This window comes from Rhodobacter aestuarii, assembly GCF_900156655.1.
GTDB lineage: Bacteria > Pseudomonadota > Alphaproteobacteria > Rhodobacterales > Rhodobacteraceae > Rhodobacter > Rhodobacter aestuarii.
This window is the reverse complement of sequence record NZ_FTOG01000003.1, coordinates 192,129-217,136: the sequence shown is the minus strand read 5'-3', so window position 1 is coordinate 217,136 and position 25,008 is coordinate 192,129. Positions and strand designations below refer to the sequence as shown.

Genomic DNA, 25,008 nt, shown 5'->3' with positions numbered 1-25,008 from the left:
AGGGTTACGACGGGTTCGAGGGGGTTGACGGATTTTGGCTCTGTTGGCGTTTCTCCAAGGCGGCGGTGCGCCGTGCCTCTTCGGTTTGCATGAAAGATTGGATGCGTTCTTCCAGCACGGCTGGCACAGGGACCGGCACCAATTTGGTGCGCAGGATCGAGGCACCCTCGGCGGTATAGGAATATTTGCTGGCGTAAGTCGCATCGACTTGGCTTGTTGTGACGGTTTTGTCCTTGCTGATCGAAATTCCGCCTTTGGTGAAAAACTTGCCGATGACGGAGGTGGTTTTCTTGTTTCCCTTGGTATTCACCTGCGATTTGTGTTCATAGCTGCGCTCGCGGGTTATTTTGATGGCGATCTTCACTTCGATGATCGTATCGACAAATTGGTAGAAGGTGGGGGCAAAGCCGAGTTCCATCATCGAATGCCGCACCGGCACGCGGATCTCGATATCTTCTTTGCCGTTGGGCATCGTGACATCATGGTTTCCGTCATCACTGACTTGCCCGCCGACTTCGGTGATCACCTTTTTCATCATGTCGATCATCACGCCGGTCTGATCGGGTTTCACATTGCCGCTGACCGCATCATCCATGATCGCGTAGGCCATGGCTTCTTTCGGGGTCATGTATTCATAGCCAAAGAACACCCGGCTATCGTCAAAGGTGACATTGCCTTCTTCGTCGTAAACGGTGGTGAGGCCGCCCATCATCTCGGCGGTGTTGATCGAATTGGCATCCAGCTTGGTTTGGCCATCTGCGATGGCAAAGGCCATTTCGCGGATCATGTCGCCCATCGGGACGTTGAGCAGTTCCTGTCCAATACCCATGATATGCTCCTTTCCGCCCGAAGGCGCGTTTCAACTCGTCACTCTATGTCTTGTTCGTAAGCCCGCTTGAGGACTTGGCTCAGCATGTCTGGAGGCGGCAAAGAGACCAGCCGCGCCGCAATGGACGACATGCCTTCCGCCGAAACCGAATATTTGCGTGCGTACCCCACATCGACGCTTGCCGCCGCCATGAAAACCCCCACGCCAACGCCCGCCTGAACCCCAACATTGAGCGAGATTTCCTTGCTCTCGGTGATCGTGAAAGACAGCTTTGCCTCTACTGTTGCTTCGGTGAAGCTGTAAAAGGCGGGCACGAAACCAAGCGTCAGCAGGTTGTAGCTTTTGTCGCCAACTTCCACTTCGGTTTGCGCCATCTCGCTGGCGAGGGCCACGGAGTTGCGATCCAAGGCCCATTGCGCCTGCGCGACCGAACTGCCCAGTCGTTCAACGATTTCGGGCAGTGGCGCCGAAAGCAATTGCCGGGTCACTTTGGAGGCGACGGCCATGGCTTAGCCCCCACTCTGCGCGAGGAATTCTTTTACCGTCTCAAGGAATTGCGGTGGCGCGGGGATCGAGACAAGCCGGGCCGAGATGGTGGAATTGCCGGTGATATTGGTCTCGAACTGTTTGCCGTAGCGCACATCCAGCGAGGCTCCGACCGCGATCGTTCGGTTGCCGGTGTTTTGCTGCACCATGCTGGCCGACGAACTGCGTGAAAATTCTTGCGTGACGGTGATCCCCTCGCTGCCCGAAAGCGCGATATTGCTTGAGCTGGAGGTAATAAGCACCAGCGTGAAGCTGTCGCCTTCGTTGCACAAATGTGTGACATTGCCGCTGGCGCTGGCCTGCACGCGCACGCTGGCATGGGCGTTGACATCATTGGCTAGATTGAGGGCAAAGGCCTCGGCACTCTCTGCTGCTGCACCTCCGATAGCCGCGCCGCGCAAGGTGAAATCAACAGATTTGATCGTGACCTTTTTGCCGGCGACATCGGAGAGCCCAACCGCTTCATAAAGATAAACAAAGCCATTGCCGTTCCCTTGATCCCCGGCGCGTTGATCGGGCGAGACATTCGACATCTGATGTGAGGCGTCACCGTCCACCCAGATGTAATAGTCGGGTCCGTCGACGATCAGATGCACCACCCGATGTGCTTGCATCTCGGTTTCGTCAGGCACGTTCATCGCGCGCCATTCGCTTTCGCCCAATGCTTCGACGGTGATATTTCCCGCTGGTGCACCATTGGCCACGAGCCGCGCCCGAACGGCCTCTGCCCGCCGTTCCGAAAGGCGCTGATTGTAGGGATCCGAGCCTGTGCGGCTTGCATAGCCCCGCACCTTTACGGGCCGATTGCGCGCGCGCATGTAGCCTGCGAAATTCAGCAGTGAGCTATCATGTGCCGGACGAATGAATTCTTTGTCGACGTCGAAATAAACCGAATGCATCGGCATTCCCGGTGCAATGAGGCGTGTGTTGAACCCCGCGCCCTGAATCGCGTCGCGCACCTTCGCCGCATAATTCGCCAGCGAATTGGACCGTGAAACGGTGACGCTGGTCGCATTGTTGAGCACATAAGTTTCATCGGCATCTGGGTTCGCGCGGATGCGGATCAACCCCCGGTCAAAGCCCGCGCCAACGAAGGCTACATCATTGGCGGTGCAGATCACCTTGTCTGCAGGAGCCGTGGTGGTGGGTACCGGGTCGATTGGGGTGCACTCACTTTGGGGGATGGCACGGCTGATGCCGCTGCGCCCACGCAACGTATCTGACAACGCTTCAACTCTTTCACGCGCCGTGGTTCCCGCCAGTTGATAATTCTCTCCACCGACCGTGAGGGCGCCGGTCGATGTATTGGAAATGCTAATTTGTGCCGAACGGGTCCGGGTCGCGGTGGAAGAACCGCTTTCCGTCGAACTGCTGCTTTCATTACTCTCTTCGTTCTCGGTCGAGGTGCTGGAGTAGGAACCATCCAGATGCACGCCAAGGCTCAGATCTTTGGCCACCCGTAGCGACAACTGTAGCGAACAGGCGATATCTGCATATTGGTAGTGGTAGAAAGCGGGCATCAGCCCCATTTCATATAGCGACTTGCCGCCCAGATTGTCGCGCGGCGCCAGAAATTCGCCCATCTGATCGACCGAGTTTTCGTCCAGCGCCTTTTGCGCTTCTGCGATAGACAGGCCAAGCGCCTTGATAAACTCGGCCACGCTGGCATCGGCGAGAACTTCGCCGGGGGTCATATCTTCGATATCGGGCATGTCGCTATCCTTTCTGGAAAGCCCCGGCATGAAGCGGGTGCAGGATCAGGGAAGACCGGTTGCCTCCTTTCTTGGCGCCGGTCCCCGGCTTTTGGGCAATGGGGTTGCGCGCTCGGCCGAGACTTTCCCCGGACGGACGGTGAAATAATCGTGGCGACGCTGCAGGTCGCGCAGGCGGCGTTGTTCAATGGCAAGGCCGCGTTGCAGCCATGCGAGCAGCGTTTCCGCCACCTTTAGCGGCGCTTGGCTTGTGGAAAGCGCGCAAGCGCGCTCAAGCGCAAGCCTTGCTGGTTTGGTGTGTCCCGCGCAGGCGAGGTTCACCCCGAGACGCTCCAAAATGGTGGCATGGTCGCGTTGCTGCACCGCAAGCGGAGCCCCCTGCGCGGTGTAATGCGCATCAGCCCTTTCGCAAAATTCGATCACCGGCTCATGGGCGCCCGAACATTCCAAAGCCTCCAGCACGCATTGCGTGTAATGGCGAAAGAACACCTCTGGCGCGCGGCTCGCTTGCGAAAGGCGGAGCGCTTCCCGGTAATGTCGCAAGGCTTCGGCATAATCGCCGCGCAGCGCAGCCAGTTTGCCTGCTTCGGCAATGCCCATGTGGTGTTGCAGAGCATAAGAACCAGCACTCTCGGCGTGGCGCGTCTCGGCTTCCGCTTCCGGGGGAGGTTTGGATTTTGTGCGCTGCATCAGCGGACCTCCTCTGCCGGATCAAAAAGCTCGGCATGGATGCCTGCGCTGGAAAGCGCCTCACGCAGGATGCGCGCTTGCAGTTCCGGCAGTGCGAAAGGCAAGCGCATTGGGAACCGTCGCTGCCCGGTGTCGGGCAGATCAAATCCAAGGTCTTGCAGCAGACGCGCCAAATCGGCTGGGTTCGGGGCCGCAATGATTTCGATCCCGAGATTGAGGAAGGTCACGAGTTCTGCGCGGACGTCTAGCCCCGCGGCCCCAAAATGCTCCAGCATCGGCCCGACCTGTTCGGCGGGTTGCGCATCGGCGATAATGATCGGGAGCGTTTCAAAAAGTTGGGGGGCGATCTCGGGCGGAACCTCTGTCAGATCGGCCAAAGCCGCCAGCGCGGCATCGGTTGGGGCGCCGCCGGTCAACACAAGGTCAAACCGTTCAAAAGCGGCATTCACGATCCGCAGGGCGCTGATGCGGTGATGCACTGACCAAATCGCATCGGCCTCGGTGCGGCTAAGCCCGGCGGCAAGGCAGCCTTGTTCGGCAAGAAGCGGCACCCCACGGCGGCGCAAATCTGCCAAAAGCCGCGCCTGCACTGCCGTATCGGTTTCGCCCAAGAACAGGTCATATTGTGCCGTGTCTGGGTTGGATACGATCAAACTCGCACCGGGGCCGAGCCGTTCCTCCAAGGCAGAGATCGTTGCCGGACTAACACGTCCCAAGACCACGCAAGGGGTATTGGCCATAAGCTGTGCTGCCGCACTTTCCGTCATGCCCAGAAACGTGCCCAGAGCTTTAACGATCTCACCATAACGCCCAGCGTCGGACACATGCAGCGCGACATCGAAGAGTTCTGCTGCGGGAGGTAAGGGCTCTTCTTCCCCGCAAATAGAAATCTCGCAGCCAAGGTTGCGTAACAGGCCCGCCATCTGCCCCGCCAAGGTTTCGGGAAGGCCTTCCACCAACACACATGGAGCCCGATAAATGGCTGCCATGACCTCTTGAACAGAAAGGCCGAGCCCATGCGCGATTGCCGCGGCATTTGCTGGCGCAGCGCCCCCGATTGACTCGATGATCAGCCGACATTTGGGTCCGGCTTCGTCCGACGCGGAATAGGAAGCGAGCGCCTGCGTCATGCAGCCCCCTCCGAACATGAAAAACTCGCCACGAAATAGAAGGCCACGCGGCATTCTCTTTCTCAGCGTGTGGGGGAATCCCCCCTTGCGTCAAGGTTTTTAGTCTCTGCGGTGCGGCGTCAAACGCGCCCCTAAAACCCCCGTTACAAATTTTGTTGGACCGAAAAATGATTCGCTCCCTACACTGATAGGTGTTGCCGGGAAGGTGGAAACCTTAGCCGGAACAACAGGCGAAACAGAGGAAATAAAATAGATAACAGTAGGTTAGGGAGTGTCGAAATGTCCTTTCTTGAATGGGTTCAAAGACGGTTGATTGCGCATGGGTTCAATCCCGGGATCGTGGATGGGATCTGGGGGCGCAACACGTTGGCGGCGACAATGGCGTTTCAGACCTCCCGAAATCTGCCCGCGACGGGCACCTTGAACGAGGCCACTGTCGCGGCTTTGCGCGCGACGCCTGGCCAGCAAACGGCACCGCCCCCCACGCCCTCTGCTGAACCGCCGCGTCAGGATTTGCTCGACCATTTTCCGTGGATGGCGCTGGCTTTGCGGAAAAAGGGGCTGCATGAAGGCCGCGATAATGCCGAGTTGCGGGCCTTTTTGCGGTCTGATGGGAAAACGCTTGGGGATCCGGCCAGTTTGCCGTGGTGCGGTGACTTTGTGGAGACCTGTGTTGCGGTGACGATGCCCGAGGTGATTGTGCCCAACAATCCCTATCTTGCGCGCAACTGGTTGCACTTTGGTCAGACCGTCAATCCGTGCTTCGGGGCGATCTTGGTTTTCTGGCGCGGCTCGCGTTCGGGGACAAGCGGCCATGTTGGCTTTTATTATTCCGAAGATGATGACGTTTATCATGTGCTGGGCGGCAATCAGTCGAACAAGATCTCTGTGACAAGTCTCAAGAAAGATCGTCTGCTGGGGGCGCGTTTGCCGAGCGTTGGGGGGCCGTATCCACGCAAGATGGTCACCTCTCAAGCGGACTGGCAACTCACGACAAACGAATACTGATGCCGCATAACTCTCGGGCCGTGGCTCGATAGGGCGCGTTGTTTCGCGCCAAGCTGCCGCATCGCGGCATACCCGCCATGCAGGTGATCTTGCGCTGTTGTCCGGCCCTATATCGGCTGATAGGGCAGGGCGAAGATAATGCGGGTAATGACCATGACTGATGCAACGACCGACCCTGTGGTGGTGCGCCATCGCATGCTGGAGCGCTATGCGACCACGGCGCTGAAGGCGGGGCGCGTGATGATGGAAAGCGGGGCCTCGGTCGGCGTGGTGCACCGTGGGATTACCATGCTTGCCAAGGGCTTCGGGGCAGAAACGGTTGGCCTGCGCTCGGGCTATGCGTCGATTTCTATGACCCTGCATGCCGAGGGCAACACGATCACCCGGATGCTGCAGGTGGGGCGGCTTGGCGTGAACCACCGGCTTGATTTGGCCGTGCGTGAATTGTGCTCGCGCGCCGAGGCGGGGCGGATGAGCGTTGAAGAAGTGGAGGCGGAGCTTGAGCGGCTCGTTCGCGTGACACCGCGCCACCCGGTTTGGTTCATCTCGGTTGCTGTTGGGCTTGCTTGCGCGGCCTTTGGGCGGCTCTTGGGCATCGACTGGGCGGCGTTTTTGCCGGTTTTGGCGGCGGGGACGATTGGCCAATACATTCGCCACCATCTGATGCACCGCGGCACCAATGTGTTTTTGGTGGCTGGGGCGATTGCCTTCATTGCCGCCTCTCTTGGTGGCTTGGGCGCTTTGGCTACGGGCAGCGATACGGCGCAGCTGGCGATGATGGCTTCGATCCTACTGTTGGTGCCCGGCGTGCCTTCAACCAATGCACAGACCGATATCATGAATGGCTACCCGACGATGGGCAGTGCACGGGCGGTCTGGGTGCTGATGGTGATGATCTTTGCCTCCGTCGGCGTTTGGTTCGCGCAATCGCTTTGGGGCATGGGGGGCTAAGATGATCGAGCTAATTCCGCATCTTCTGCATCAGGCGCTGTTCGGGGCTTTGGCCGCTGCTGGCTTTGGCGTGCTCTTTAACTTCGGGGTGCGCGCCTTGCCTTGGTGCGCTGCGGCGGGGGCGCTGGCGCTGGCGGTGCGCACCTTTGGCCAAGACCTTGCATGGAGCCTTGAAGGCGCGACCTTTGCCGCAGCCATTGTCACCAGCTTCACCGTCTCGTTCCTGCATCGCCAATTGGGCCCTGCGTGCAATGCCGTGGCGCTGGCGGGTTGCATTCCGATGGTGCCGGGAGCCTTTTTGGGGCAGGCGCTCTTGGGGCTTTTTGCGCTGACCGCCCCCAATGTGGCCGAGCCCCATGTTTTGCTGACCGATGCGGCGGTGAGCATGATCCGGGTGATCTTTACCCTTGGCGCGATTGGCGCAGGCTTGGCCATTCCGGCACAACTCCTGCGCAATCAAGACTTCTGAGCGGCTTTTGCTCTGAGCCTACTGATACCACGCCTTCACGGGCCGCGTGATCCCAGTGGGTTGGTCTTGCGTGACGCTGCGGTGGACGTTTGTTTGCACCGCCACCGTTGCATCGCGGCCTTTCACAAAGCTCTGTTCGCGCACGATCTCCCGATACGCTTTGTTGAGCGCCAGCGCGCGGGCGGGGGAGGGATAGAGCAGCTGCGAGACATCGGCGCGGAACGCCGCGACAGGCGCCGGGGTCAACTCCCCCGTCTCTGTCAGATAGCGGCTGATCACTTCCATATTCCCGCGCAACTCATCCCCTGCGCCGTTTTGCGCCAAGTAATGCGCATATTCGGGCGCGCCATCGGTGCGGATCATCTCGGGAATATCGTAAAGCCCACGCTGGCTCCAATGCCACCAGCCTCCATGGCCAAGCGTGGCGGGCAGCTTGCGGGGGAAGGCAAAGGTATCATCATCATTCGCGCCAATGCCGCCGTGGCAGCCCATGCAAAAGACCGTTTCTTCAAAGCTTTGCGGGCGTAGGTCGCCCGTTGCATCTTCAATGAACCCTTGCAGCCGCCAGCCGGTTCCATTGGTGACACCTTCTTCGGAAGAGCCAAAGAAAAGCGCAATCCGGTCCGGAAAATCGACCCGTTCTTTCGATTCTGCGAGCGCCCCTTCCTTGCGGTCGAAATAGGTCTGCCAGCGGGTTTTGCGCATGTAGCGCAACTCTTTCAACCGTGCCGCCATGCGGATTTGGCCGGTCGCGTCATCGACATCAATATAGCGCACCGTGTGCAAAAACTCGGTGCCAAGCGGATAAAGTCCAGCCGACAAAGGTGCTTCGCCTGCTTCTTGCAGCAGCCGTGCGCGGCCCACGTAAGACATCGTGCGCCCCTCTTTCGGGGCCCAGTCAAAGGCGATGTTAAGCGCTTGGCCCAGCGTGCCATCTTTATCAAGATCGACGCCCAAGGCGCGCTCATCGGTCGGTTCAATCGGCACCGGCGCCCGGCGAATGAGCGCCTCGGTGATCGCAAGGTTCACCTTGTAAACAGTGCGGCTTTCGGAGCCATCTTCGGCTTGGCGGTAAGCCTCAGGTAGGCGGATCATCACATCATCCGTTGCGCCATTGGTTGGCCAAAAGGCGCCGTTGAGCGGATAATAGGCGAAAGCGCGCCATCCGGTAATTTGCCCATCGGAGCCAATGTCAAAGCCGTCACGATCGAAGTTATAGGTCACATCGGGGGTGAACCCATCCCAGGTGCCATTGCCATCCACATCCCAGTCGGGCGGCAGATCGGCCAGCCGCTCGGCCAAAAGGTTGCGCCCGTTTTCATCTAGGTAATTGCCCTGCCGGATGTAGTCCAAAATCTCGGTGTCGCTCACCTGCGCCACAGCCGCGTGGCGATCGACTAATAGATTCGTCCAAGGGTTTTCAAGCGCCGGTTCGGGGAAGCTATAGGCCGTTTGCAGATCATCATCATTGATGTAATGCGGCGCGCGCGAACGCACATGGCAGGTGAAACAGGGGTTATGTACCGCGCCGGTGTCATCTTCGGTTTTCGTGTAGCACTGCGGCGGAATATAGGCGGTGCGGTTGTGCAAAAGGGTCGATTTCAGATCCACTGTCATCGGTCCGGCAGCGGCGGTCGCGGCCAGCAGCATCAGGGTCGCACCGGCAGACAGGGTCTTCATCGGGTCTCTCGCAGGATTGGGGAATGAAAAACGGGGAGGTCGAACCCTCCCCGCACACGTCATTGCAAAGTCTTACTTCGCGTCGAGGGCCGGCATCGGGCCGATGTAGCCCACATAGGCGCGCGCATCGGCGGCGTCTTGCATCTTGTCTTCATCCGATTCCCCATAGGGGTGCTGCACGACGGCCATGATGTAGGCGTGGCCACCGATGTTCGGGTAGAAGTAAGGCGAGGTGGTTTCCGAGCCATAAGGGGTCGAGAACACACGGGTCAGTTCGCCCGAACCAAGGTTCATCGCCCAGATCACGTCGTTTTGGTGACCCGAGCCGGTGTCTTCGCCGATGATCAGCGTGTTGGTGCCCGGCATATAGGTGATGTTGTCCGGGTTCGCGATGCCGTTGATATCGCAGCTATTGGCCTCGGCCGCCGCACCGCACATATTGTGCGCCGCGTCGCAGTTCGGGTCCGCCGCCGCGGCGATGGCTTCTTCGCTCATCGGTTTGCCCGAGATCAGCGCTTTCATCGTAGTGGCGTTGAAATCGCTATCAACATCCAGCGCGAAGACGGTGCCGCATTTGTTTTCCGGCAGTTGGATCGCGTCACGGCTCGCAAGGTCACGCTTGTCGCCCGCTTCCATGCCTTTGGCCACTTCCGACATCGCCACGTAAAGCTGGTTGGTGTCGGGGTTGAAGGTGATGCCTTCCATTTTGCGGAACTCGGTCGACGCGCCCATCATCGAAGCGTAACGACGCGTTTCGATGCGCGAGGCCACGGCTTCCATCCCCGGTTTCACTTTCAGGCATTGCTTCACGCCTTCGGCGTTCGAGGGGGCAAAACCGTCGGCGCAGGTATCGCCTTCGCCCAGATCGGTCGCTTCGAAGATGTCGGAGAATGCCGGTTTCTTCGCGATGGCTTCGGCGATTTCGGCATCCGTGGCATGGCCCAGATCGACCCATTCGAGCGTTGCCGCACCGCCGCTTTCGGCCGAGGTTTGCACCCATTTGGCAGCGTAAAGCGTGCCCGCCGACAGATCGCCCGCTTCGTCGGCGACAAATTTGAACAGGCCGACGTTGGTGCCATCATCAGAGATATAGGCGGTTTTTTGGTCGGGCATCACATAGGCAAGCTCAACCGCAACGCGGCCCATCGCGTAATGCTTGGCGGCTTTGGCCGTGCCATCTTCCGAAACGGTGATCTCGGTCGGGAAGCCATAGGCATAGGGGTTAAAGACCGTGCGGAATTGCGCGATGTCCATTTTCGCCGGGTCAACGCCGAAGAAGCGGACCATCGGGAAGTAGTAGTCATCAATGTCTTCGAGCGACGCAGCTTTTTCGATCGCTTCGGCATCGGCGGGGTATTCTTCCGAACCGAGGTGCGTACCCCAAGGCGTCACCGAACCCGCGCAGGGAACCCAAAGACCGCCCAGATCTTTGAACTCAACCGGCTTGGTCGACACCGGGGTCAGTTTGCCGTCGGCGTCTTGGTGCAATTCGCTGACATACATCGCACCGGGGCGCGATTCGAAATGGGTGATCGAGTAAAGCTTGTCGCCCACCGGCAGGAGCGAGGTGAAGTCGGCATCGACCGAAAGCGCCTCAGAACCATCTTCTTCGGTCACGATCGCGCCGTTCTCATCGACCAGCGCGCCAAAGGTGCCGTCACCAATTTTGTCGCCAGTGCGGGCCAGAACATTGTAACCGATGGCATATTCGGTGCCGTCGATAACGATTTTGTCCGAGGCGATCACCGCGCGTTTGGCTGCATCATCTGCGGCGAAGGGCACTTCGGAAAAGCTGATATCGGCGGCAAAGGCCAGCGTCGGCAGCGCCAAAAGCGCGGTGGCGCCAAGCAGGGCAGATTTGAAGGTCATGGGACTCACCTGTTCCAATATGGTTGGGGTGAGGCTGTCCCTAGAGGGGCTATGCGACGCTCCGTTAACGTTTGTGTAACGGTTTCACGACGCGTCCGGTGGGCCGGGGCGGAAGCTTGTCTGCACCACAGTGTGGCTGTGCTCGTGACCGTGTTCGTGGCCATGCGCCCCATGCGGATGGGTATGGCTGTGGCGTGGCCCATCGTGCCCCACCGGAATAAGGGCAAGCGCCCCATGCGCCACGCCACGTTCCAAAAATTGCGCCTCTGCCGCGCGGGTAAGTGTGCCGAGCGTGCCCCGCGTCACCTCGATTTCAAGCGAGGTGGTATGGTCCAGCGGCACCGAAAGCGCGGCGACGGTGCGGTCATGCGTATCCAAGCGGCGCTGGGCAAGCCGCGCGCCCAAATTGCGCACCGATTGATCGACCGTGCAGGACATCACCGCCAAGCACGGCGCCTCGGGCGGGGCGTCGGGGCGGGTGGCAAGCGCGCGCCGCACCAGATCCCGGATCGCTTCCGAGCGGTTGCCCGCGCCGCTTTGCGCCATGAAAAGATCAAGCTCTTCAGCGATTTCATCGGTCAAAGTGATCGTGATGCGCTGCATGGAAACCCTTTCTTTCCAGTGGTCACTGACTTACCGCTTTGATTTTCCTGTAAATTCGTGCGTCAGGCAATGGTTTTTGCTTGCGTGCCTTTGCGGTATGACTAATCTTTCAAAAAATCACACGACCCGGAGGGAGTCCATGCCATCCAAAGCTGTCCGCATCGTCGCGCTGACCTCTTTGCCGCTTCTGGCTCTCGCAGCTATCCCGGCGCAGGCGCATTTTTTAGAAATCCTGCCCGATGCCGACGTGCTGCCCGAAGGGGGGGTGGTGACGCTCGATCTCACCTTCACCCATCCGTTTGAAGGGGGGCCGGTGATGCAACTCGATCGCCCCGCCGCAGTGGGTGTGGTCGCGGGCGGTGTGGCAAGTGATCTTTCCTCGGCTTTGACCGAGGCCCCGCAGGGCGACGCGATGGCGTGGCAGCTTCAGGCCGATCTGCCAGAGCCGGGGGCGGCGGTCTTCTGGGTCACCCCGCAGCCCTATTGGGAACCGGCCGAGGGCAAGATGATCGTGCATCATGCCAAGGTGGTGGTGGATAGCTGGGCCAGCGGGGAGGGCTGGGATCAGATGATTGGCCTGCCGGTTGAAATTCGCCCGCTGACGCGGCCCACAGGGCTTTGGGCCGGCAATCTCTTTTATGGTGTGGTGATGAAGGGGAATGCCCCACTTCCTTTCGCCGAGATCGAGGTGGAATGGGTGAATGACGGCAGCCTGAGCGCCCCGAATGACGCCTTTGTCACGCAGGTGATTACGGCTGACGCCAATGGCACCTTTTCCTATGCCATGCCCTTTGCGGGCTGGTGGGGCTTTGCCGCGCTGACCGAGGCGGATGCGCCGATGACCGCCCCCACGGGCGAACAGGTCCCGGTGGAGGAAGGCGCGCTCATCTGGGTGCATACGACGGCGCCGGGGCAATAAGATGGCGCATATTCCTGACGGATTGCTGACCCTTCCGGTGCTGATTGGTACGGGCGCGCTCGCGGCGGGCGGTGTGGCGCTTGGCCTGCGCGCGCTGGATGATCGGGCGATCCCGCGCGTGGCGCTTTTGGCCGCTGTATTCTTTGCCGCCTCCTTGGTGGCGGTGCCGGTTGGGCCCTCCAGCGTGCATTTGATGCTTTCGGGGCTGATGGGGGTGATGCTGGGCTGGGGGATATTCCCCGCTGTTTTGGTCGCCTTGGCTTTGCAAGCGGCGCTCTTTGGCCTGGGCGGGCTCACGACGCTTGGCACCAATACGCTCAACATTGCCTTGCCCGGCGCTTTGGTGGGGATGGTGTTGGGGCCGATGATCCGCTCTGCCACCAGCCCCGCACGCGCTGGGGCCTTGGCGGCGCTGGGCGCGGTTTTGGCGGTGGCGGGCACGGCGGCGGGGGTGGCTTTGGCGCTGTTCCTCTCTGCGCCCGAATTCACCCCGGCGGTGAAAGTGCTGGGTCTGACCTATCTGCCTTTGGCCCTTGTCGAGGCGGGGGTGAGCGGGGCGATTGTCACCTTCCTTGCGCGGGTCGAGCCGCACGCGCTACATCCAAACCTGCATTCTGTCGAAGACCAGCCCGCATGACCCGCCTGACCCTTTTGCCGCTGACGCTCATCGCCACGATGGCCATCGCAAGCCCCGCCGCCGCGCATGGGATGAAGGTCTTTGCGAAAGTCGTTGGGGGCGAGGTTTCGGGCTATGGTTTCTTTATTGGCGGCGGGCGCCCGCAAGGTGTGGCATGGCAGGCCGATATGGGCGCGACCGCTTTGGCCGAGGGGCAAACCGATGCGATGGGCGCCTTTGCTTTTGCCGCGCCCAAGGCGGTCACGGCGCCGGTGATCATCACGCTCAACACCGGCGATGGCCATATCGCCCGCGCCACCTTGGGGCCCGAGCGCTTTGGCGCGGCTCCCGTTGCACTGCCTGCGCAACAGGAAAATGCACCATCCCCGGCGGCCCCTGCGCCCGAAGTTGCCGCGCCCGATGTTGCCGCGCTCGTTGAAGCCGCCGTTGCCCGCGAAGTTGCGCCGCTGATGGAGCGCCTTGAGCAGATGGACAATCGGATGCGGGTGACCGATCTGATGTCGGGGATTTTTCTGATCATCGGGCTGGCAGGCATGGCGCTTTGGGCGCGCGGTCGGCGCAAGTGACCCTTTGGCCCAAGGATCTGCGTGCGCGCCTTTTGGCGGGTTTTACGGCGCTCCTGTGCATCGCGCCGCTTCCCGCACTCGTCCCTGCGCTGGCGGCGCTTGTCCTTGTGCTCGCCCTTTATGTGCTTGAGCGGCGCGCGCTGCCGTGGCGGCGTTTGCTGCATCTGGAAGCCTTTCTGCTTCTTGTGCTGATCACCGTGCCGTTTGCACTGCCGGGCAAAACTTTGCTCACCCTTGGCCCGTTCACCGCAAGCCTAGAGGGGCTTTTGCGCGCGCTGACGCTGGCGGCCAAGGTCACCGCTTCGGTGCTGCTGCTCTCGGCCCTGTTTGCGGAGACCGTGCCCGAGCAGTTGGGCCGCGCCTTACGTGACTTGCGCGTGCCCGAGCCTTTGGTGCGCATCTTCCTTGGGCTGGTGCGTTACCTCGCCCTGATCAGGGGGGAAATGGCGCGACTGCAGCAAGCCATGCGCGCGCGCAGCTTTCGCCCCGGCACCAACCTGCACACATGGCGCGCCTATGGCTGGTTGATTGGTATGATGCTGTTGCGCGCGCTGGCCCGTGCCGACCGGGTGGAAGAGGCGATGCGGCTGCGCCATTATGCCGGGCGGCTGCCTCATGGGGCCGCGCCACTCGTTGGCAAAGCGGACCTGATCCGCGCCATCGCCCTGCCGGGGGCGTTTTTCCTGATCTTGATCTGGGGGCTGATATGATCCCGCTTGTCACTTTGAGCGATGTCGAAATCCACCGTGAGGGGCGGGCGGTGATTTCCCATGCGAGCCTCAGTTTGAAGATGGGCGAGCGGCTCGCCATTGTCGGCCCGAATGGCGCGGGCAAAACCACGCTCTTGCGCACCATCATTGGTTTGGAACGTGCAGCGGCGGGCAAGGTCGTTCTTTTTGGGCAAGACTGCGCGCGCGAGGCCGATTTCCGCACCGCCCGCCGTCGCATCGGCTTTTTGTTCCAAGACAGTGATGACCAACTCTTTTGCCCAAGCGTGGTGGAAGATGTGGCTTTCGGCCCGCTGAACCTTGGCGCTTCTGAGAAAGAGGCGCGGGCAACTGCGCTTGCGGCGCTTGAGGGGTTGGGCCTTGCCCATCTGGCGGAGCGCTTCACGCATAAACTCTCGGGCGGGGAAAAGCGGCTCGTTTGTTTGGCGGGGCTTTTGGCAATGCGCCCCGATGTGTTGCTGCTTGATGAGCCAACGAATGGGGTCGATGCCGAAAACGGCGCGCGGCTGCGCGCGGCGCTGGCCGCCTTTGAGGGCGCGATGGTGCTCGTGTCGCATGATGATGCGTTTGTGGCTGAGATCGCGACCCGTGCGATGGTGCTGCGCGAGGGCGTGCTGCACCCGGCGGAAATCCATGCCCATCCGCATTTCCACGCCCACCCTCATATCCACCCGGTCTGAGGGCGAGCGCGCACCTCGAATCTCTATAAAAAAATGGTGCAATTTGGCCTTGTGGAAGGTTTACTTCCGGCCTTGGGGTCTTGGTGGAAGATTTTGAACCACCCTCGATTTTCGCCTTGGAGGCGTATATTTCAAAAGCTATTACAGCTTTTAGCTGAAAAATTGCGCAATCCGCACTCCAAAATGCAATTCGTGAATGTGTTTCCGTGGCCGATGCTGCCCGTTTGGCAGGGGGATAGGTCCGAAGCGGTGCCATATTCTTGGCGGTTCACTCTGCGCCTGTGCACCTTCATCTAGCCCTGTGAAATAAAGCGTGCTTTCGTTTTTTTTGCGCGCTGCCTTCGGGCGTTTTTGTGCGGGTGGGGCGGTCAGTGGCAGGGCTTCCGCCCAAATGCGCGGCCGCCGTTATGACCGAAACTGACGAAAATGTCAGTCCGCATGACCTAACGCCTTTTGACGGTCGCGCGGCTCCGTTTTTAGGGCCCCGACGGGCCGAATTTTGCCCGGTGTTTTCGTTTGAACCGCCCCCCCGCCAAGGCGCATTTTTAAGGTGTTCTAAGCGGAGGACCATTTTGCAGGGTCTCGATGACACGCTCGGCCAGATACTGACCGCGCATCGCAAGGACCCGCGCAGGCTCGTTCAGATCCTGCGCGCGGCGCAAAGCGAGGCGGGTTGGATTTCGCCCGAGATTGCCGCCTTCTTGGCGGACGAACTCTGCATGCCGATTTCGCGCATCCATGCGGTCGTGCAATTCTACGCCTTCCTTTATGACCGCCCGGTGGGCCGTTACCGGGTGTTGTTCTCGGACAACATCATCGACCGGATGCTGGGCTCTGTCGCGCTGCGCCAGCATATGCAGCGCCGCATGAAAGTGGGGCGCGGCGCAGTCAGTGCCGATGGGTTGGTGAGCATCGACACCACATCTTGCACCGGCATGGGCGACCAAGGTCCGGCGCTGATGATCAACAACCGCCAGATTGTGCGGCTGACCACGCGACGGATCGACGAGATTTGCGATCTGATGCGCGATGGTGCGCCGTTGGAAGACTGGCCAAGTCACTACTTTACGATCTCGGACCGTATCCGCCGGGCCGAGAGCCTGCTGGGCACCTCTTATGTGCCCGGCAAGGCACTGGCGCAGGCCATCGAGCTGGGTCCCCAAGGCGTACTCGATGACCTGCGCCGCTCCAATCTGCGCGGCCGCGGCGGCGCGGGCTTCACCACCGCGATGAAATGGGAGCTGTGCGCCGAGGCTGAAGCTGAGACGCGCTACATCATCTGCAATGCCGATGAGGGCGAGCCGGGCACGTTCAAAGACCGGGTGCTGCTCAATTCCTTTGCCGAACGCATTTTTGAGGGTATGGCGATTGGCGGTTATGCGATTGGTGCGCGCCACGGCGTGATCTATCTGCGCGGCGAATATGATTATCTGCGCGCGCCTTTGGAAATGAAGCTTGCCGCGATGCGCCAACGCGGGCTTCTAGGCACCAATGTGCTGGGCGTGCCGGGGTTTGATTTTGACATCGAAATCCAGATGGGCGCGGGCGCTTATATCTGCGGCGAAGAAACCGCGCTGATCGAAAGCCTTGAGGGCAAGCCGGGTCGCCCGCGTATTCGCCCGCCCTTCCCGGTAACGCGCGGCTATAACGACATGCCAAGCGTGGTGAACAACGTCGAGACGCTGTGCAAAGTGGTTGAGGTGATGCGCATCGGCGGGCGGGCCTATGCGCTTTTGGGCACCAAGCAATCCACCGGCTCCAAGTTGATTTCGGTTTCGGGCGATGTGGCGCGGCCCGGCGTTTACGAATATCCCTTTGGGGTGCGCATCCAGACCGTGCTCGATGACTGCGGCGCGACCGATGTTGCGGCGGTGCAAATTTCGGGCGCGGGGGGCATGACGCTTGCCCCGCATGAATTTGGTCGCCGGATTGCCTTTGAAGATGTGCCGACCTCGGGCGCGTTCATGGTGTTCAACCGCTCGCGCGATATGTTCGAGGTGGCGCGCAATTTCATGCATTTCTTTGCGCATGAAAGCTGCGGCTTCTGCACGCCGTGCCGGGTGGGCTGTGCACTTTCGGCCTCGATCATGGATAAGATCGCGGCGGGGCTTGGCGCGCAATATGAGCTGAATGAACTCACCCGCCTTGGCGCGGTGATGCGGACCTCAAGCCATTGCGGTTTGGGGCAAACCGCTGGCAATGCGGTGGCCGATACGTTGCAAAAATTCCGCCCCGATTATGAGCGCCGCCTGATGGCGGGTGATTTCGCCCCTGCCTTTGATCTTGATGCGGCGCTCGAACGCGCGCGCCAAGTGACGAGCCGCGAAGATGCGCAAGCGCATCTGGAGGGCGTGGCATGAGCATCCGCAACAGCTTCACCATTGATGGCGAGCGGGTGGATTTCGAGCCCGGCCAGTCGATCTTGCAAGCGGCGCTCGCGGCAGGCGTTTTCATCCCACATCTGTGCTTCCATCCGGAATTTTCCGCACATGGCAGCTGCAAGCTGTGCACTGTGGTGGTGAACGGGCGCAACGGCTCTGCCTGCACCATCGCGGCCATGCCGGGGCAAGAGGTGCGTTCGGACACGCCCGAGCTGAACCAGCGCCGCCGGATGCTTTTGCAAATGTTGTTTGTCGAGGGCAATCACTTCTGCCCCGGCTGTGAGAAATCGGGGAATTGTAAGCTTCAGGCGATGGCCTATGAGCTGGAGATGTTCAACGACCATTTCCAACACTTTTTCCCCGATCGCGGCCCCGTCGACGCATCGCACCCCGAAGTGATGCTCGACCGGAACCGCTGTATCCAGTGTGAGTTGTGTGTGCGCGCGAGCCGCGACATCGACGGTAAAGAGGTCTTCTCCCTCGCCGGTCGTGGTCCTGCATCGCACCTTGTGGTCAACGCTGCCTCCGGTCTGCTGGGCGATACGCCGTTCGCCGCGACCGATAAGGCGGCAGAGGTCTGTCCGGTGGGGGCGATTATGGTGAAGCGGGTCGGCTTCACCGCCCCCATCGGCAGACGCAAATATGACGGGGCCTCGATCCGTGATCAGATCGAGCATCCCGCACCGGCGCAGGAGGGCTAAGCGATGCAAGCCCCCACGCTGGACCGCAGCCCCGATACCGCCGAGACCACGCGCAAATTGCGGGTCGCCACGGCGTCGCTCTCTGGCTGCTTTGGTTGCCATATGTCTTTGCTCGATATTGATGCGCGCATCACCGAGCTTGTGAAACTGGTCGAATTCGACCGCTCTCCGATCACCGATATCAAGACCTGCGGGCCTTGCGATATTGGCCTTGTCGAAGGGGCCGTGGCGAATTCGGAAAATGTACATGTGCTGCGCGAGTTACGCGCCAACTGCCAGATACTCATCGCGCTTGGTGCCTGCGCGGTGAATGGTGGCCTGCCTGCTCAACGCAACCATCTCGATGTGGGCGAGATGCTTGAAGATGTCTACCGCGACATTGACGAGGGGCTGCCTTGCGTCCCGGACGACCCAGAACTGCCGCTCCTGCTCGACAGGGTAAGGCCAGTCAACGAGGTCGTCCGGGTCGATTATTTCATCCCCGGCTGCCCGCCGTCAGGGGACACGCTCTGGAAATATCTCACCGATCTGATCGGGGGGCGGATGCCGCGCCTTGATTACGACCTGTTCCGCTACGACTGAAAGCCTGCCGATGTTCGCCGCCTCTCTTGAAACTGCCTCCGAACCGCGCAAGTTGCGCCGTGTCGCGATTGACCCGGTCACGCGCGTGGAAGGGCATGGCAAGGTGACGATCTTGCTTGATGAGGCCAATAAGGTGCATCAAGTGCGCCTGCATATCGTCGAAGTGCGCGGGTTTGAAAAATTCATCGAAGGCCGCCCCTATTGGGAAGTGCCGGTCTCGGTGCAGCGTTTGTGCGGCATTTGCCCGGTGAGCCACCATCTGGCCGCAGCCAAGGCAATGGACCAAATCGCGGGCTATGACCTGCTTACGCCCACGGCGGAAAAACTGCGTCGGCTGATGCATTACGGGCAGATGGTGCAAAGCCACGCGGTGCATTTCTATCACCTGGCCTCGCCCGATTTGCTTTTGGGGTTCGATAGCGAACCGACCCGGCGCAACATCGTGGGCGTTCTGGAAGACTTCCCGCAAATCGCGACCGAGGGCGTTTTGGTGCGCCGCTTCGGGCAAGAGGTGATCCGCGCGACCGCAGGTAAACGGGTACATGGCACAGGGGCGGTTCCCGGTGGCATGAACAAAGCGCTGTCGCGCGATGACCGCGAAATGCTGCGCGCCGATGTCGATCAGGTGATCGACTGGACGGTGGGCGCCATTCGCATGGTGGAACGGCTGCATGAGACGAAGCCCGCGTTCTACAACCACTTCGGCGAAGTGGCTGGGAATATGCTCGGCCTCGTCAATGCCTCGGGGGCGGCCGATTACTACAACGGCACGTTGCGCGCCCGCGACGCGGCCGGGACTATCATCTTCGACCGTGTGAAAGACGCAAGCTACCGGGATGTGCTTGAGGAGGAAGTGAAATCCTGGAGCTACATGAAATTCCCCCATATCAAGGCGATCGGCTCGGAGGAGGGCTGGTACCGGGTGGGGCCGCTGGCACGGATTCAGGTCTGTGATCTTCTAACCTCCGAGAGGGCAGAGGCTGAACGCCAGCGGCTCCTGGCTGTAGGGGGCGGCAAGCCGCTTCATGGGACGCTGTTTTATCATTGGGCGCGGCTGGTGGAGTTGCTGCACGCGGCAGAATTGATCCGCAATCTGCTGGACGATCCGACGATCTGTGCCACCGATCTGATGGCCGATAAGGGGGAGCGCCGCTTCCATGCGGTGGGGGTGATCGAGGCGCCGCGCGGCACCTTGTTCCACGAATATAAGGTGGGCGAAGATGATCTGGTCACCTATTGCAACCTGATCGTCTCCACCACCAACAACAATCAGGCGATGAACGAGGCGATCCGCAAGGTCGCCGTGCAATATCTGGATGGGCATGAGATCACAGAGCCGCTTCTCAACCACATCGAAGTGGCGATCCGGGCCTATGACCCCTGTCTTTCTTGCGCGACCCACGCACTGGGGCTGATGCCCTTGCAGGTGGAATTGGTCGATGCCGACGGGATCGTTTTGTCAGATGTGCGGCGCGGCATGGACGGAGGTGTCTCATGCTCCGTTCCGGGGTAAGCCCGCGCGTGGTGATTTTCGCCTGGGGCAATGAGACCCGGGGCGATGATGGCTTGGGCCCTCGGATGGCGGCGCGGATTGCGGCCTCTGGCTGGACGCATATCACCTTGATCGAGGATTTTCAGCTTCAGGTCGAACACGCGCTCGACTTGGTGGGCCAAGATTTCGTGCTGTTCATTGATGCCGGGCGCGGCACGCCGGGGCCCTATGTGTTTGCCCGCACTGCGCCGCATCGGATCATGACGCACACCAGCCACGGGGTGGGCCCGGAATCGGTGCTTGAGGCCTATCGGCAGGTGATGAACGACGACCCGCCGCCCTCGTTCGTTTTGTGCCTGCGGGGAGAAAACTTTGATCTTGAAGAACGGCTTAGCCCCGAGGCGCTTTCTAACCTCGCGGATGCTTGGGGCTTTTTGATCCCGCTTCTGTCTTCGCCCGAGCTTGAAAAGTGGGACACCGCGCAGACAGGTGGGGCCGAAACGATCGTCCCCCCGACGGCGCAAGAATTGCGCCCGGCGGCAGAATAGGGGGCGGTCATGTGTCTTGGGGTTCCAGTTCAGATCGAGGCGCTTTTGGAAGGGCAAATGGCGCAGGTCACGCTTGAGGGCAACGCGCGGAAAATCTCTGTCGCGATGATCGAGGCTCCCGCGCTTGGCGATTACGTCACTGTCCATGCGGGCATGGCTTGGGACAAGCTTGAGCCCGAAGAGGCACAAGAAATTCTTGCCGCCATTGAGCTTGCTTGCCTGCCGCCCGGCGCGATTGTCTAGGGGGCATTTCCCGAGCGGACGGGCCGGTTAAGCCTAAAGTTGTGTGCTCTCACCCCTTGCGCGATCACCGACAGGGGATATGCTAGCTTCAGCCAAAATCCGCAGAGCCTTTCGCTGCGCAGGACATCATGCCCACCAAGGAAAGCTTGCCCCGCCACGACTTGCCCAGTCTCGACCCGGCCCGGCTTGGCGCGATGCTGCCACCGGAAGCGGGCGATAATGTTTGGGTAGAGGTGCTCTCGGCGGTGGACCGTACTTGGGCCGAGCTTGTCGATTATCAGGAACGGCTAGAGCGGCAAAACCACGAGTTAGAGGATTTGCGGTCATTTCTGGGTTCTATCCTCGCGTCGGTCTCAGACGCGTTGATTGTGGCCTCGCGCGCGGGAGAGGTGTTGGAAACTTCCGCCTCGGTCGATGCGCTGACCGGCCAGCCGCCCGGCGCATGGGCGGGGCGCGCGCTTTTGCAGATGTTTGAACCTGCTGCGCGCGCGCAAATTGAAAGCGCAATGGCCGATGCCACGAACCGGCGCACCACCGTGACCGTGGAGGTCGCGTTGATCGGCCCCGATGGCCCGGCGCCGTTGGAACTGTCGATCAGCCCACGCCGTGATGAGCGGGAACGGATCATTGGCTACGTGCTGACGGGCCGGCCTTTGGGGGAGTTGCGGCAAGCCTATTCGCAGCTTGAAAGCAGCCATGAGGCGCTGATTACGGCGCAGGCGCAGCTTGTGCGCAACGAAAAGCTGGCCTCGCTGGGGCGGCTTTTGGCGGGGGTTGCGCATGAACTCAACAATCCGATTTCCTTTGTCTACGCCAATGCCCACGCGTTGGAACGCTACGCGGGCAAGTTTGAAACCTATTTCGCCGCAGTTCAGCAAGGCGCCTCGCGTGATGAGCTGATCAAACTGCGCGATGAAATGAAGCTCGACCGCGAGGTGACGAACCTGCGCACCGCGATTGAGGGCGCACGCGATGGGGCCGAGCGGGTGCGCGACATCGTCGAGGATTTGCGTCGGCTTTCGGCAGAAGGCAGCGGCGAGATGGTCGATTTCGATCTGGTCTCGGTGGCGCAAGTGGCGTCTGACTGGGTGCGGCGCGGCTCAAAAACACTGGTTGATGTGAGTTTTGAGGGCGAATCTGAACTGATCGTGCGCGGGCGCCCCGGCCATATCCAGCAGGTCGTGATGAACCTGATCCAGAACGCTTCTGATGCGCTTGAAGATATGGGCGGTGCGCAAATCCGTATCACGGCGCGGCGTGCGGGGGCGCGCGGCGAGCTTTGTGTGGCAGATAATGGGCCGGGCGTTTCCGAAGCGGTTGCCGCAACGATCTTTGATCCGTTTTTCACCACCAAAGCGGTGGGCAAGGGCACCGGGCTTGGGCTGTCGATCAGTTACAAGATTGTCGAAGAACACCGCGGGCGGTTGCGGCTGGAAAATGAAAGCCCCTTAGGAGGGGCGAGCTTCTGCTTTGATCTGCCGCTCGGGGCGAGCGGGCAAGAGAGTGCGCCACTTGATTGGATCGTGCCGCGGCACACAGCGCAGCCCGGGGCAGAGCCTTTGCCTGATCATTTGCCAAACCCCGGCAAGGAAGACCCATGAATATCCTTTGGCTTCAGGCCGCCGGTTGCGGCGGCTGTACGATGTCTGCGCTCTGCGCAGAGGCGCCCGATTTTTTGGAGACGCTCGAAGGGGCGGGGCTGGAATTTCTGTGGCATCCGGCGCTGAGCCTGCAAAGCGGGGCAGAGGTGCGCGTGCTCCTTGAAAGCGTTGAAAGCGGCGAAACCCCGCTGGATATTCTGGCGATCGAGGGCGCGATTGCGCGCGGGCCGATGGGCACGGGCCGGTTTCAGATGGTTTCGGGCACTGGGCGGTCGATGCTGGATTGGGTGCGGGCCTTGGCGCCCCGCGCGCGCCATGTGGTGGCGGTGGGAACCTGCGCGACCTATGGCGGCATGACCTCGGCGGGCGGCAACCCCTCAGACGCGATTGGCGTGCAATATGAAGGTGCGCATGTCGGCGGGGTTCTGGCCGAGGACTATCGCGACCCGACAGGCCTGCCGGTGGTGAATGTCTCTGGCTGTCCGACGCATCCGGGTTGGGTAACGGAAACGCTGATGCTTTTGGCGGCGGGTCGGCTGCGCGAGGCGGATCTCGATGATTTTGCGCGACCCTTGTTTTACGCGCAGCACCTTGTGCACCACGGCTGCCCGAAGAACGAATATTACGAGTATAAAGCCTCCGCTGTGCAGCTTTCCGATCATGGCTGCATGATGGAAAACCTTGGCTGCGTGGGCACACAAGCGGTGGGGGATTGCAACATTCGCCCGTGGAATGGGGAGGGCTCTTGCACGCGCGGCGGCTACCCCTGCATTGCCTGTACTGCGCCCGAGTTTGAAGAACCACGCCACCCCTTTGTGGAAACGCCCAAAGTCGCGGGCATTCCGGTGGGGCTTCCTTCCGATATGCCCAAAGCATGGTTCATGGCGCTGGCTTCGCTTTCCAAAGCGGCCACGCCCGAGCGGATCGCCAAAAACGCCGTGGCGCCGCGGGTCGAGGTGGCCCCCACGCATCGCAAACCGAAGGGGCGCCGATGAGCGAGACACCAAGGCTGGTCGTGGGGCCGTTCAACCGCGTTGAGGGCGATCTTGAGGTGCAGCTTGATCTGGCGGAGGGCCGGGTGGCCTCGGCCCAAGTCAACGCGCCACTTTACCGGGGTTTTGAGCGGATGCTGGAGGGGCGCGCACCAAGCGATGCGCTAACGGTGACACCGCGCATTTGCGGGATTTGCTCGATTTCGCAATCGGCGGCGGCGGCGCAAGCTTTGGCGGCGGCTTCGGGGCTGGTGCCGACGCCGCAAGGGGCGCTGATGGCGGCTCTGATCCATGCGGTGGAAAACGCCGCAGATCACCTGTTCCATTTCAACCTGTTTTTCATGCCCGATTTTACGCGGCCCGCTTATGCGGCGCAGCCATGGTATCGTTTGGCGGTGGAGCGCTTTGCCGCGATCAATGGCGCGGCGGGGCGTGCGGCGATTGAGGCGCGCACGCAGTTGATGCATATTTTGGGGCTGATGGCGGGAAAATGGCCGCATACGCTTGCCTTGCAGCCGGGGGGCGTGACCCGCGCGCCGGGGCCGCGTGACAAGCTTCGTATCGAAACCAGCCTGCGCCAGTTCCGCAAATATCTTGAGCGAGAGGTGTTTGGCGGATCGCTCGAAGAGTTCGTCGCGCTGGGCAGCATTGACGCGTTGATGCGCTGGCAGCATGGCGATGTGGGCCTTTTTCTTGAAATCGCAGCCGAGACGGGGCTTGCCGATTTGGGCCGGGGCTCAGGGCGGTATTTGAGCTTTGGAGCCTATCCGTTGGCCGAAGGGCATGGGTTTGCGCCGGGTCTGTGGTGTGCGGGTACGCTCAGCCCAGTTGATCCGAGCGGGATTGTTGAAGACCTAAGCCATGCATGGATGCTGGGCGGGGCCGCGCATCCGTTCGAGGGTCAGACCGAGCCGGATGAGGCGATGCGCGAAGTGGCCTATACATGGTGCAAGGCGCCGCGCATGAAGGGCGAACCGCTTGAGGTGGGCGCGCTGGCGCGGCAGGTGATTGATGGTCATCCGCTCGCGCGTGAACTGGCGGGTGGCGGCGTTTTGGCACGCGTGGCCGCGCGGCTACTGGAGCTTGCCCGCACGCAGATATTGATGGAGCAATGGGCGGCTCAAATCGACCCCGCAGGCGTGTTTATGCACCATGGTGCTGTGCCGGAAAACGGCACCGGCGCGGGGCTGGTGGAGGCGGCGCGCGGGTCTTTGGGCCATTGGCTGCGGATCGACGGGGGCAAGATCGCCTCTTACCAGATTATCGCGCCCACCACATGGAACTTCTCGCCGCGTGATGCGCAGGGCGTGCCCGGCCCGTTGGAGGCCGCGCTGGTTGGGGCGCCAGTGATGGAGGGGGAAGACACACCCGTGTCGGTCCAGCATATCGTGCGCAGTTTCGACCCTTGCATGGTCTGCACAGTGCATTGACACTGTCGGGAAAGCCGGGGG

Annotated in this window: 25 protein-coding genes; 17 read left to right on the top strand and 8 right to left on the bottom strand. The window is 61.0% G+C overall.

Features of this window, described 5'->3' with window-relative positions; translation table 11 throughout:
* Positions 1-4 precede the first annotated feature (4 nt).
* The 5 genes from BW967_RS06100 to BW967_RS06080 are packed head-to-tail and all read right to left on the bottom strand — an operon-like array spanning position 5 to position 4,766.
* Complete coding sequence (locus BW967_RS06100) at positions 5-829, bottom strand: hypothetical protein (protein WP_217696373.1); 825 nt, start codon at positions 827-829, stop codon at positions 5-7.
* Between the two features lie 38 nt (positions 830-867).
* Positions 868-1,335, bottom strand: coding sequence for a hypothetical protein (locus tag BW967_RS06095; RefSeq protein ID WP_076484165.1), 468 nt, complete (start codon positions 1,333-1,335; stop codon positions 868-870).
* Between the two features lie 3 nt (positions 1,336-1,338).
* Positions 1,339-3,087 (bottom strand): OmpA family protein, encoded by a 1,749-nt coding sequence (locus BW967_RS06090; RefSeq protein WP_076484164.1) that lies wholly within the window; start codon positions 3,085-3,087, stop codon positions 1,339-1,341.
* A gap of 45 nt (positions 3,088-3,132) precedes the next feature.
* Positions 3,133-3,777 carry a hypothetical protein gene (locus BW967_RS06085; RefSeq protein ID WP_212710037.1) on the bottom strand — a complete coding sequence of 215 codons (645 nt, stop codon included), beginning with the start codon at positions 3,775-3,777 and terminating at the stop codon, positions 3,133-3,135.
* The gene (locus BW967_RS06080; RefSeq protein ID WP_139327802.1) at positions 3,777-4,766 is read right to left on the bottom strand and encodes a hypothetical protein; all 990 of its coding nucleotides are present in this window, start codon (positions 4,764-4,766) and stop codon (positions 3,777-3,779) included. Before BW967_RS06080 ends, BW967_RS06085 begins: the two co-directional genes overlap by 1 nt.
* A 420-nt stretch (positions 4,767-5,186) precedes the next feature.
* Here BW967_RS06080 and BW967_RS06075 point away from each other — a divergent pair, with 420 nt between their 5' ends.
* The 3 genes from BW967_RS06075 (at position 5,187) to BW967_RS06065 (ending at position 7,335) form a co-directional block, all read left to right on the top strand.
* A complete protein-coding gene (locus BW967_RS06075) occupies positions 5,187-5,915 on the top strand; it encodes an NlpC/P60 family protein (RefSeq protein WP_076484162.1) in 729 nt (242 codons plus the stop codon).
* Between the two features lie 153 nt (positions 5,916-6,068).
* Positions 6,069-6,866 carry a threonine/serine exporter family protein gene (locus tag BW967_RS06070; protein ID WP_083952006.1) on the top strand — a complete coding sequence of 266 codons (798 nt, stop codon included), beginning with the start codon at positions 6,069-6,071 and terminating at the stop codon, positions 6,864-6,866.
* A gap of 1 nt (position 6,867) precedes the next feature.
* Positions 6,868-7,335 carry a threonine/serine exporter family protein gene (locus BW967_RS06065; RefSeq protein WP_076484160.1) on the top strand — a complete coding sequence of 156 codons (468 nt, stop codon included), beginning with the start codon at positions 6,868-6,870 and terminating at the stop codon, positions 7,333-7,335.
* 18 nt (positions 7,336-7,353) lie between these two features.
* Here BW967_RS06065 and BW967_RS06060 read toward each other — a convergent pair whose 3' ends face one another.
* From BW967_RS06060 to nikR, 3 genes are all read right to left on the bottom strand, one after another.
* A complete protein-coding gene (locus tag BW967_RS06060; protein WP_076484159.1) occupies positions 7,354-9,015 on the bottom strand; it encodes a hypothetical protein in 1,662 nt (553 codons plus the stop codon).
* A 72-nt stretch (positions 9,016-9,087) separates the two neighbouring features.
* A complete protein-coding gene (locus BW967_RS06055; RefSeq protein ID WP_076484158.1) occupies positions 9,088-10,884 on the bottom strand; it encodes a PhoX family protein in 1,797 nt (598 codons plus the stop codon).
* Between the two features lie 84 nt (positions 10,885-10,968).
* A complete protein-coding gene (nikR, locus tag BW967_RS06050; RefSeq protein ID WP_076484157.1) occupies positions 10,969-11,487 on the bottom strand; it encodes a nickel-responsive transcriptional regulator NikR in 519 nt (172 codons plus the stop codon).
* Positions 11,488-11,626: 139 nt separating this feature from the next.
* Here nikR and BW967_RS06045 point away from each other — a divergent pair, with 139 nt between their 5' ends.
* From BW967_RS06045 to BW967_RS05980, 14 genes are all read left to right on the top strand, one after another.
* A complete protein-coding gene (locus BW967_RS06045; RefSeq protein ID WP_076484156.1) occupies positions 11,627-12,406 on the top strand; it encodes a DUF4198 domain-containing protein in 780 nt (259 codons plus the stop codon).
* Position 12,407: 1 nt separating this feature from the next.
* Complete coding sequence (gene cbiM / locus BW967_RS06040; protein WP_076484155.1) at positions 12,408-13,043, top strand: cobalt transporter CbiM; 636 nt, start codon at positions 12,408-12,410, stop codon at positions 13,041-13,043.
* Complete coding sequence (locus BW967_RS06035) at positions 13,040-13,609, top strand: cobalamin biosynthesis protein CbiL (protein ID WP_076484154.1); 570 nt, start codon at positions 13,040-13,042, stop codon at positions 13,607-13,609. The genes cbiM and BW967_RS06035 overlap by 4 nt, the downstream gene beginning before the upstream one ends.
* The gene (gene cbiQ / locus BW967_RS06030; RefSeq protein WP_083952004.1) at positions 13,606-14,319 is read left to right on the top strand and encodes a cobalt ECF transporter T component CbiQ; all 714 of its coding nucleotides are present in this window, start codon (positions 13,606-13,608) and stop codon (positions 14,317-14,319) included. Before BW967_RS06035 ends, cbiQ begins: the two co-directional genes overlap by 4 nt.
* Positions 14,316-15,017 (top strand): energy-coupling factor ABC transporter ATP-binding protein, encoded by a 702-nt coding sequence (locus BW967_RS06025; RefSeq protein ID WP_076484152.1) that lies wholly within the window; start codon positions 14,316-14,318, stop codon positions 15,015-15,017. Before cbiQ ends, BW967_RS06025 begins: the two co-directional genes overlap by 4 nt.
* Before the next feature lie 572 nt (positions 15,018-15,589).
* Entirely contained in the window at positions 15,590-17,377 is a 1,788-nt protein-coding gene (locus tag BW967_RS06020) for an NAD(P)H-dependent oxidoreductase subunit E (protein WP_076484151.1), read from the top strand.
* A complete protein-coding gene (locus BW967_RS06015; RefSeq protein ID WP_175610422.1) occupies positions 17,374-18,099 on the top strand; it encodes a 2Fe-2S iron-sulfur cluster-binding protein in 726 nt (241 codons plus the stop codon). The genes BW967_RS06020 and BW967_RS06015 overlap by 4 nt, the downstream gene beginning before the upstream one ends.
* Positions 18,100-18,102: 3 nt before the next feature.
* On the top strand, positions 18,103-18,681 hold the full coding sequence (locus BW967_RS06010) for an NADH-quinone oxidoreductase subunit B family protein (protein WP_076484150.1): 579 nt from the start codon (positions 18,103-18,105) through the stop codon (positions 18,679-18,681).
* A gap of 10 nt (positions 18,682-18,691) precedes the next feature.
* The gene (locus tag BW967_RS06005) at positions 18,692-20,194 is read left to right on the top strand and encodes a Ni/Fe hydrogenase subunit alpha (protein WP_076484149.1); all 1,503 of its coding nucleotides are present in this window, start codon (positions 18,692-18,694) and stop codon (positions 20,192-20,194) included.
* Entirely contained in the window at positions 20,176-20,721 is a 546-nt protein-coding gene (locus BW967_RS06000) for a hydrogenase maturation protease (RefSeq protein ID WP_076484148.1), read from the top strand. Before BW967_RS06005 ends, BW967_RS06000 begins: the two co-directional genes overlap by 19 nt.
* A 9-nt stretch (positions 20,722-20,730) precedes the next feature.
* Complete coding sequence (locus BW967_RS05995; RefSeq protein WP_076484147.1) at positions 20,731-20,964, top strand: HypC/HybG/HupF family hydrogenase formation chaperone; 234 nt, start codon at positions 20,731-20,733, stop codon at positions 20,962-20,964.
* Between the two features lie 194 nt (positions 20,965-21,158).
* On the top strand, positions 21,159-22,565 hold the full coding sequence (locus tag BW967_RS05990) for a sensor histidine kinase (protein ID WP_083952002.1): 1,407 nt from the start codon (positions 21,159-21,161) through the stop codon (positions 22,563-22,565).
* Positions 22,562-23,560: an NADH-quinone oxidoreductase subunit B family protein gene (locus BW967_RS05985; protein WP_076484146.1), complete on the top strand. Its 999-nt coding sequence runs from the start codon at positions 22,562-22,564 to the stop codon at positions 23,558-23,560. The genes BW967_RS05990 and BW967_RS05985 overlap by 4 nt, the downstream gene beginning before the upstream one ends.
* Positions 23,557-24,987 (top strand): nickel-dependent hydrogenase large subunit, encoded by a 1,431-nt coding sequence (locus tag BW967_RS05980; protein ID WP_076484145.1) that lies wholly within the window; start codon positions 23,557-23,559, stop codon positions 24,985-24,987. Before BW967_RS05985 ends, BW967_RS05980 begins: the two co-directional genes overlap by 4 nt.
* The last annotated feature ends 21 nt before the right edge of the window (positions 24,988-25,008 follow it).

Excerpts from the sequence above, each read along its gene's own strand:
- BW967_RS06100 (WP_217696373.1), bottom strand. The coding sequence starts at position 829 with ATGGGTATTGGACAGGAACTGCTCAACGTCCCGATGGGCGACATGATC.
- BW967_RS06095 (WP_076484165.1), bottom strand. The coding sequence starts at position 1,335 with ATGGCCGTCGCCTCCAAAGTGACCCGGCAATTGCTTTCGGCGCCACTG.
- BW967_RS06090 (WP_076484164.1), bottom strand. The coding sequence starts at position 3,087 with ATGCCCGATATCGAAGATATGACCCCCGGCGAAGTTCTCGCCGATGCC.
- BW967_RS06085 (WP_212710037.1), bottom strand. The coding sequence starts at position 3,777 with ATGCAGCGCACAAAATCCAAACCTCCCCCGGAAGCGGAAGCCGAGACG.
- BW967_RS06080 (WP_139327802.1), bottom strand. The coding sequence starts at position 4,766 with ATGGCAGCCATTTATCGGGCTCCATGTGTGTTGGTGGAAGGCCTTCCC.
- BW967_RS06075 (WP_076484162.1), top strand. The coding sequence starts at position 5,187 with ATGTCCTTTCTTGAATGGGTTCAAAGACGGTTGATTGCGCATGGGTTC.
- BW967_RS06070 (WP_083952006.1), top strand. The coding sequence starts at position 6,069 with ATGACTGATGCAACGACCGACCCTGTGGTGGTGCGCCATCGCATGCTG.
- BW967_RS06065 (WP_076484160.1), top strand. The coding sequence starts at position 6,868 with ATGATCGAGCTAATTCCGCATCTTCTGCATCAGGCGCTGTTCGGGGCT.
- BW967_RS06060 (WP_076484159.1), bottom strand. The coding sequence starts at position 9,015 with ATGAAGACCCTGTCTGCCGGTGCGACCCTGATGCTGCTGGCCGCGACC.
- BW967_RS06055 (WP_076484158.1), bottom strand. The coding sequence starts at position 10,884 with ATGACCTTCAAATCTGCCCTGCTTGGCGCCACCGCGCTTTTGGCGCTG.
- nikR (WP_076484157.1), bottom strand. The coding sequence starts at position 11,487 with ATGCAGCGCATCACGATCACTTTGACCGATGAAATCGCTGAAGAGCTT.
- BW967_RS06045 (WP_076484156.1), top strand. The coding sequence starts at position 11,627 with ATGCCATCCAAAGCTGTCCGCATCGTCGCGCTGACCTCTTTGCCGCTT.
- cbiM (WP_076484155.1), top strand. The coding sequence starts at position 12,408 with ATGGCGCATATTCCTGACGGATTGCTGACCCTTCCGGTGCTGATTGGT.
- BW967_RS06035 (WP_076484154.1), top strand. The coding sequence starts at position 13,040 with ATGACCCGCCTGACCCTTTTGCCGCTGACGCTCATCGCCACGATGGCC.
- BW967_RS06025 (WP_076484152.1), top strand. The coding sequence starts at position 14,316 with ATGATCCCGCTTGTCACTTTGAGCGATGTCGAAATCCACCGTGAGGGG.
- BW967_RS06015 (WP_175610422.1), top strand. The coding sequence starts at position 17,374 with ATGAGCATCCGCAACAGCTTCACCATTGATGGCGAGCGGGTGGATTTC.
- BW967_RS06010 (WP_076484150.1), top strand. The coding sequence starts at position 18,103 with ATGCAAGCCCCCACGCTGGACCGCAGCCCCGATACCGCCGAGACCACG.
- BW967_RS06005 (WP_076484149.1), top strand. The coding sequence starts at position 18,692 with ATGTTCGCCGCCTCTCTTGAAACTGCCTCCGAACCGCGCAAGTTGCGC.
- BW967_RS06000 (WP_076484148.1), top strand. The coding sequence starts at position 20,176 with ATGCTCCGTTCCGGGGTAAGCCCGCGCGTGGTGATTTTCGCCTGGGGC.
- BW967_RS05995 (WP_076484147.1), top strand. The coding sequence starts at position 20,731 with ATGTGTCTTGGGGTTCCAGTTCAGATCGAGGCGCTTTTGGAAGGGCAA.
- BW967_RS05990 (WP_083952002.1), top strand. The coding sequence starts at position 21,159 with ATGCTGCCACCGGAAGCGGGCGATAATGTTTGGGTAGAGGTGCTCTCG.
- BW967_RS05985 (WP_076484146.1), top strand. The coding sequence starts at position 22,562 with ATGAATATCCTTTGGCTTCAGGCCGCCGGTTGCGGCGGCTGTACGATG.
- BW967_RS05980 (WP_076484145.1), top strand. The coding sequence starts at position 23,557 with ATGAGCGAGACACCAAGGCTGGTCGTGGGGCCGTTCAACCGCGTTGAG.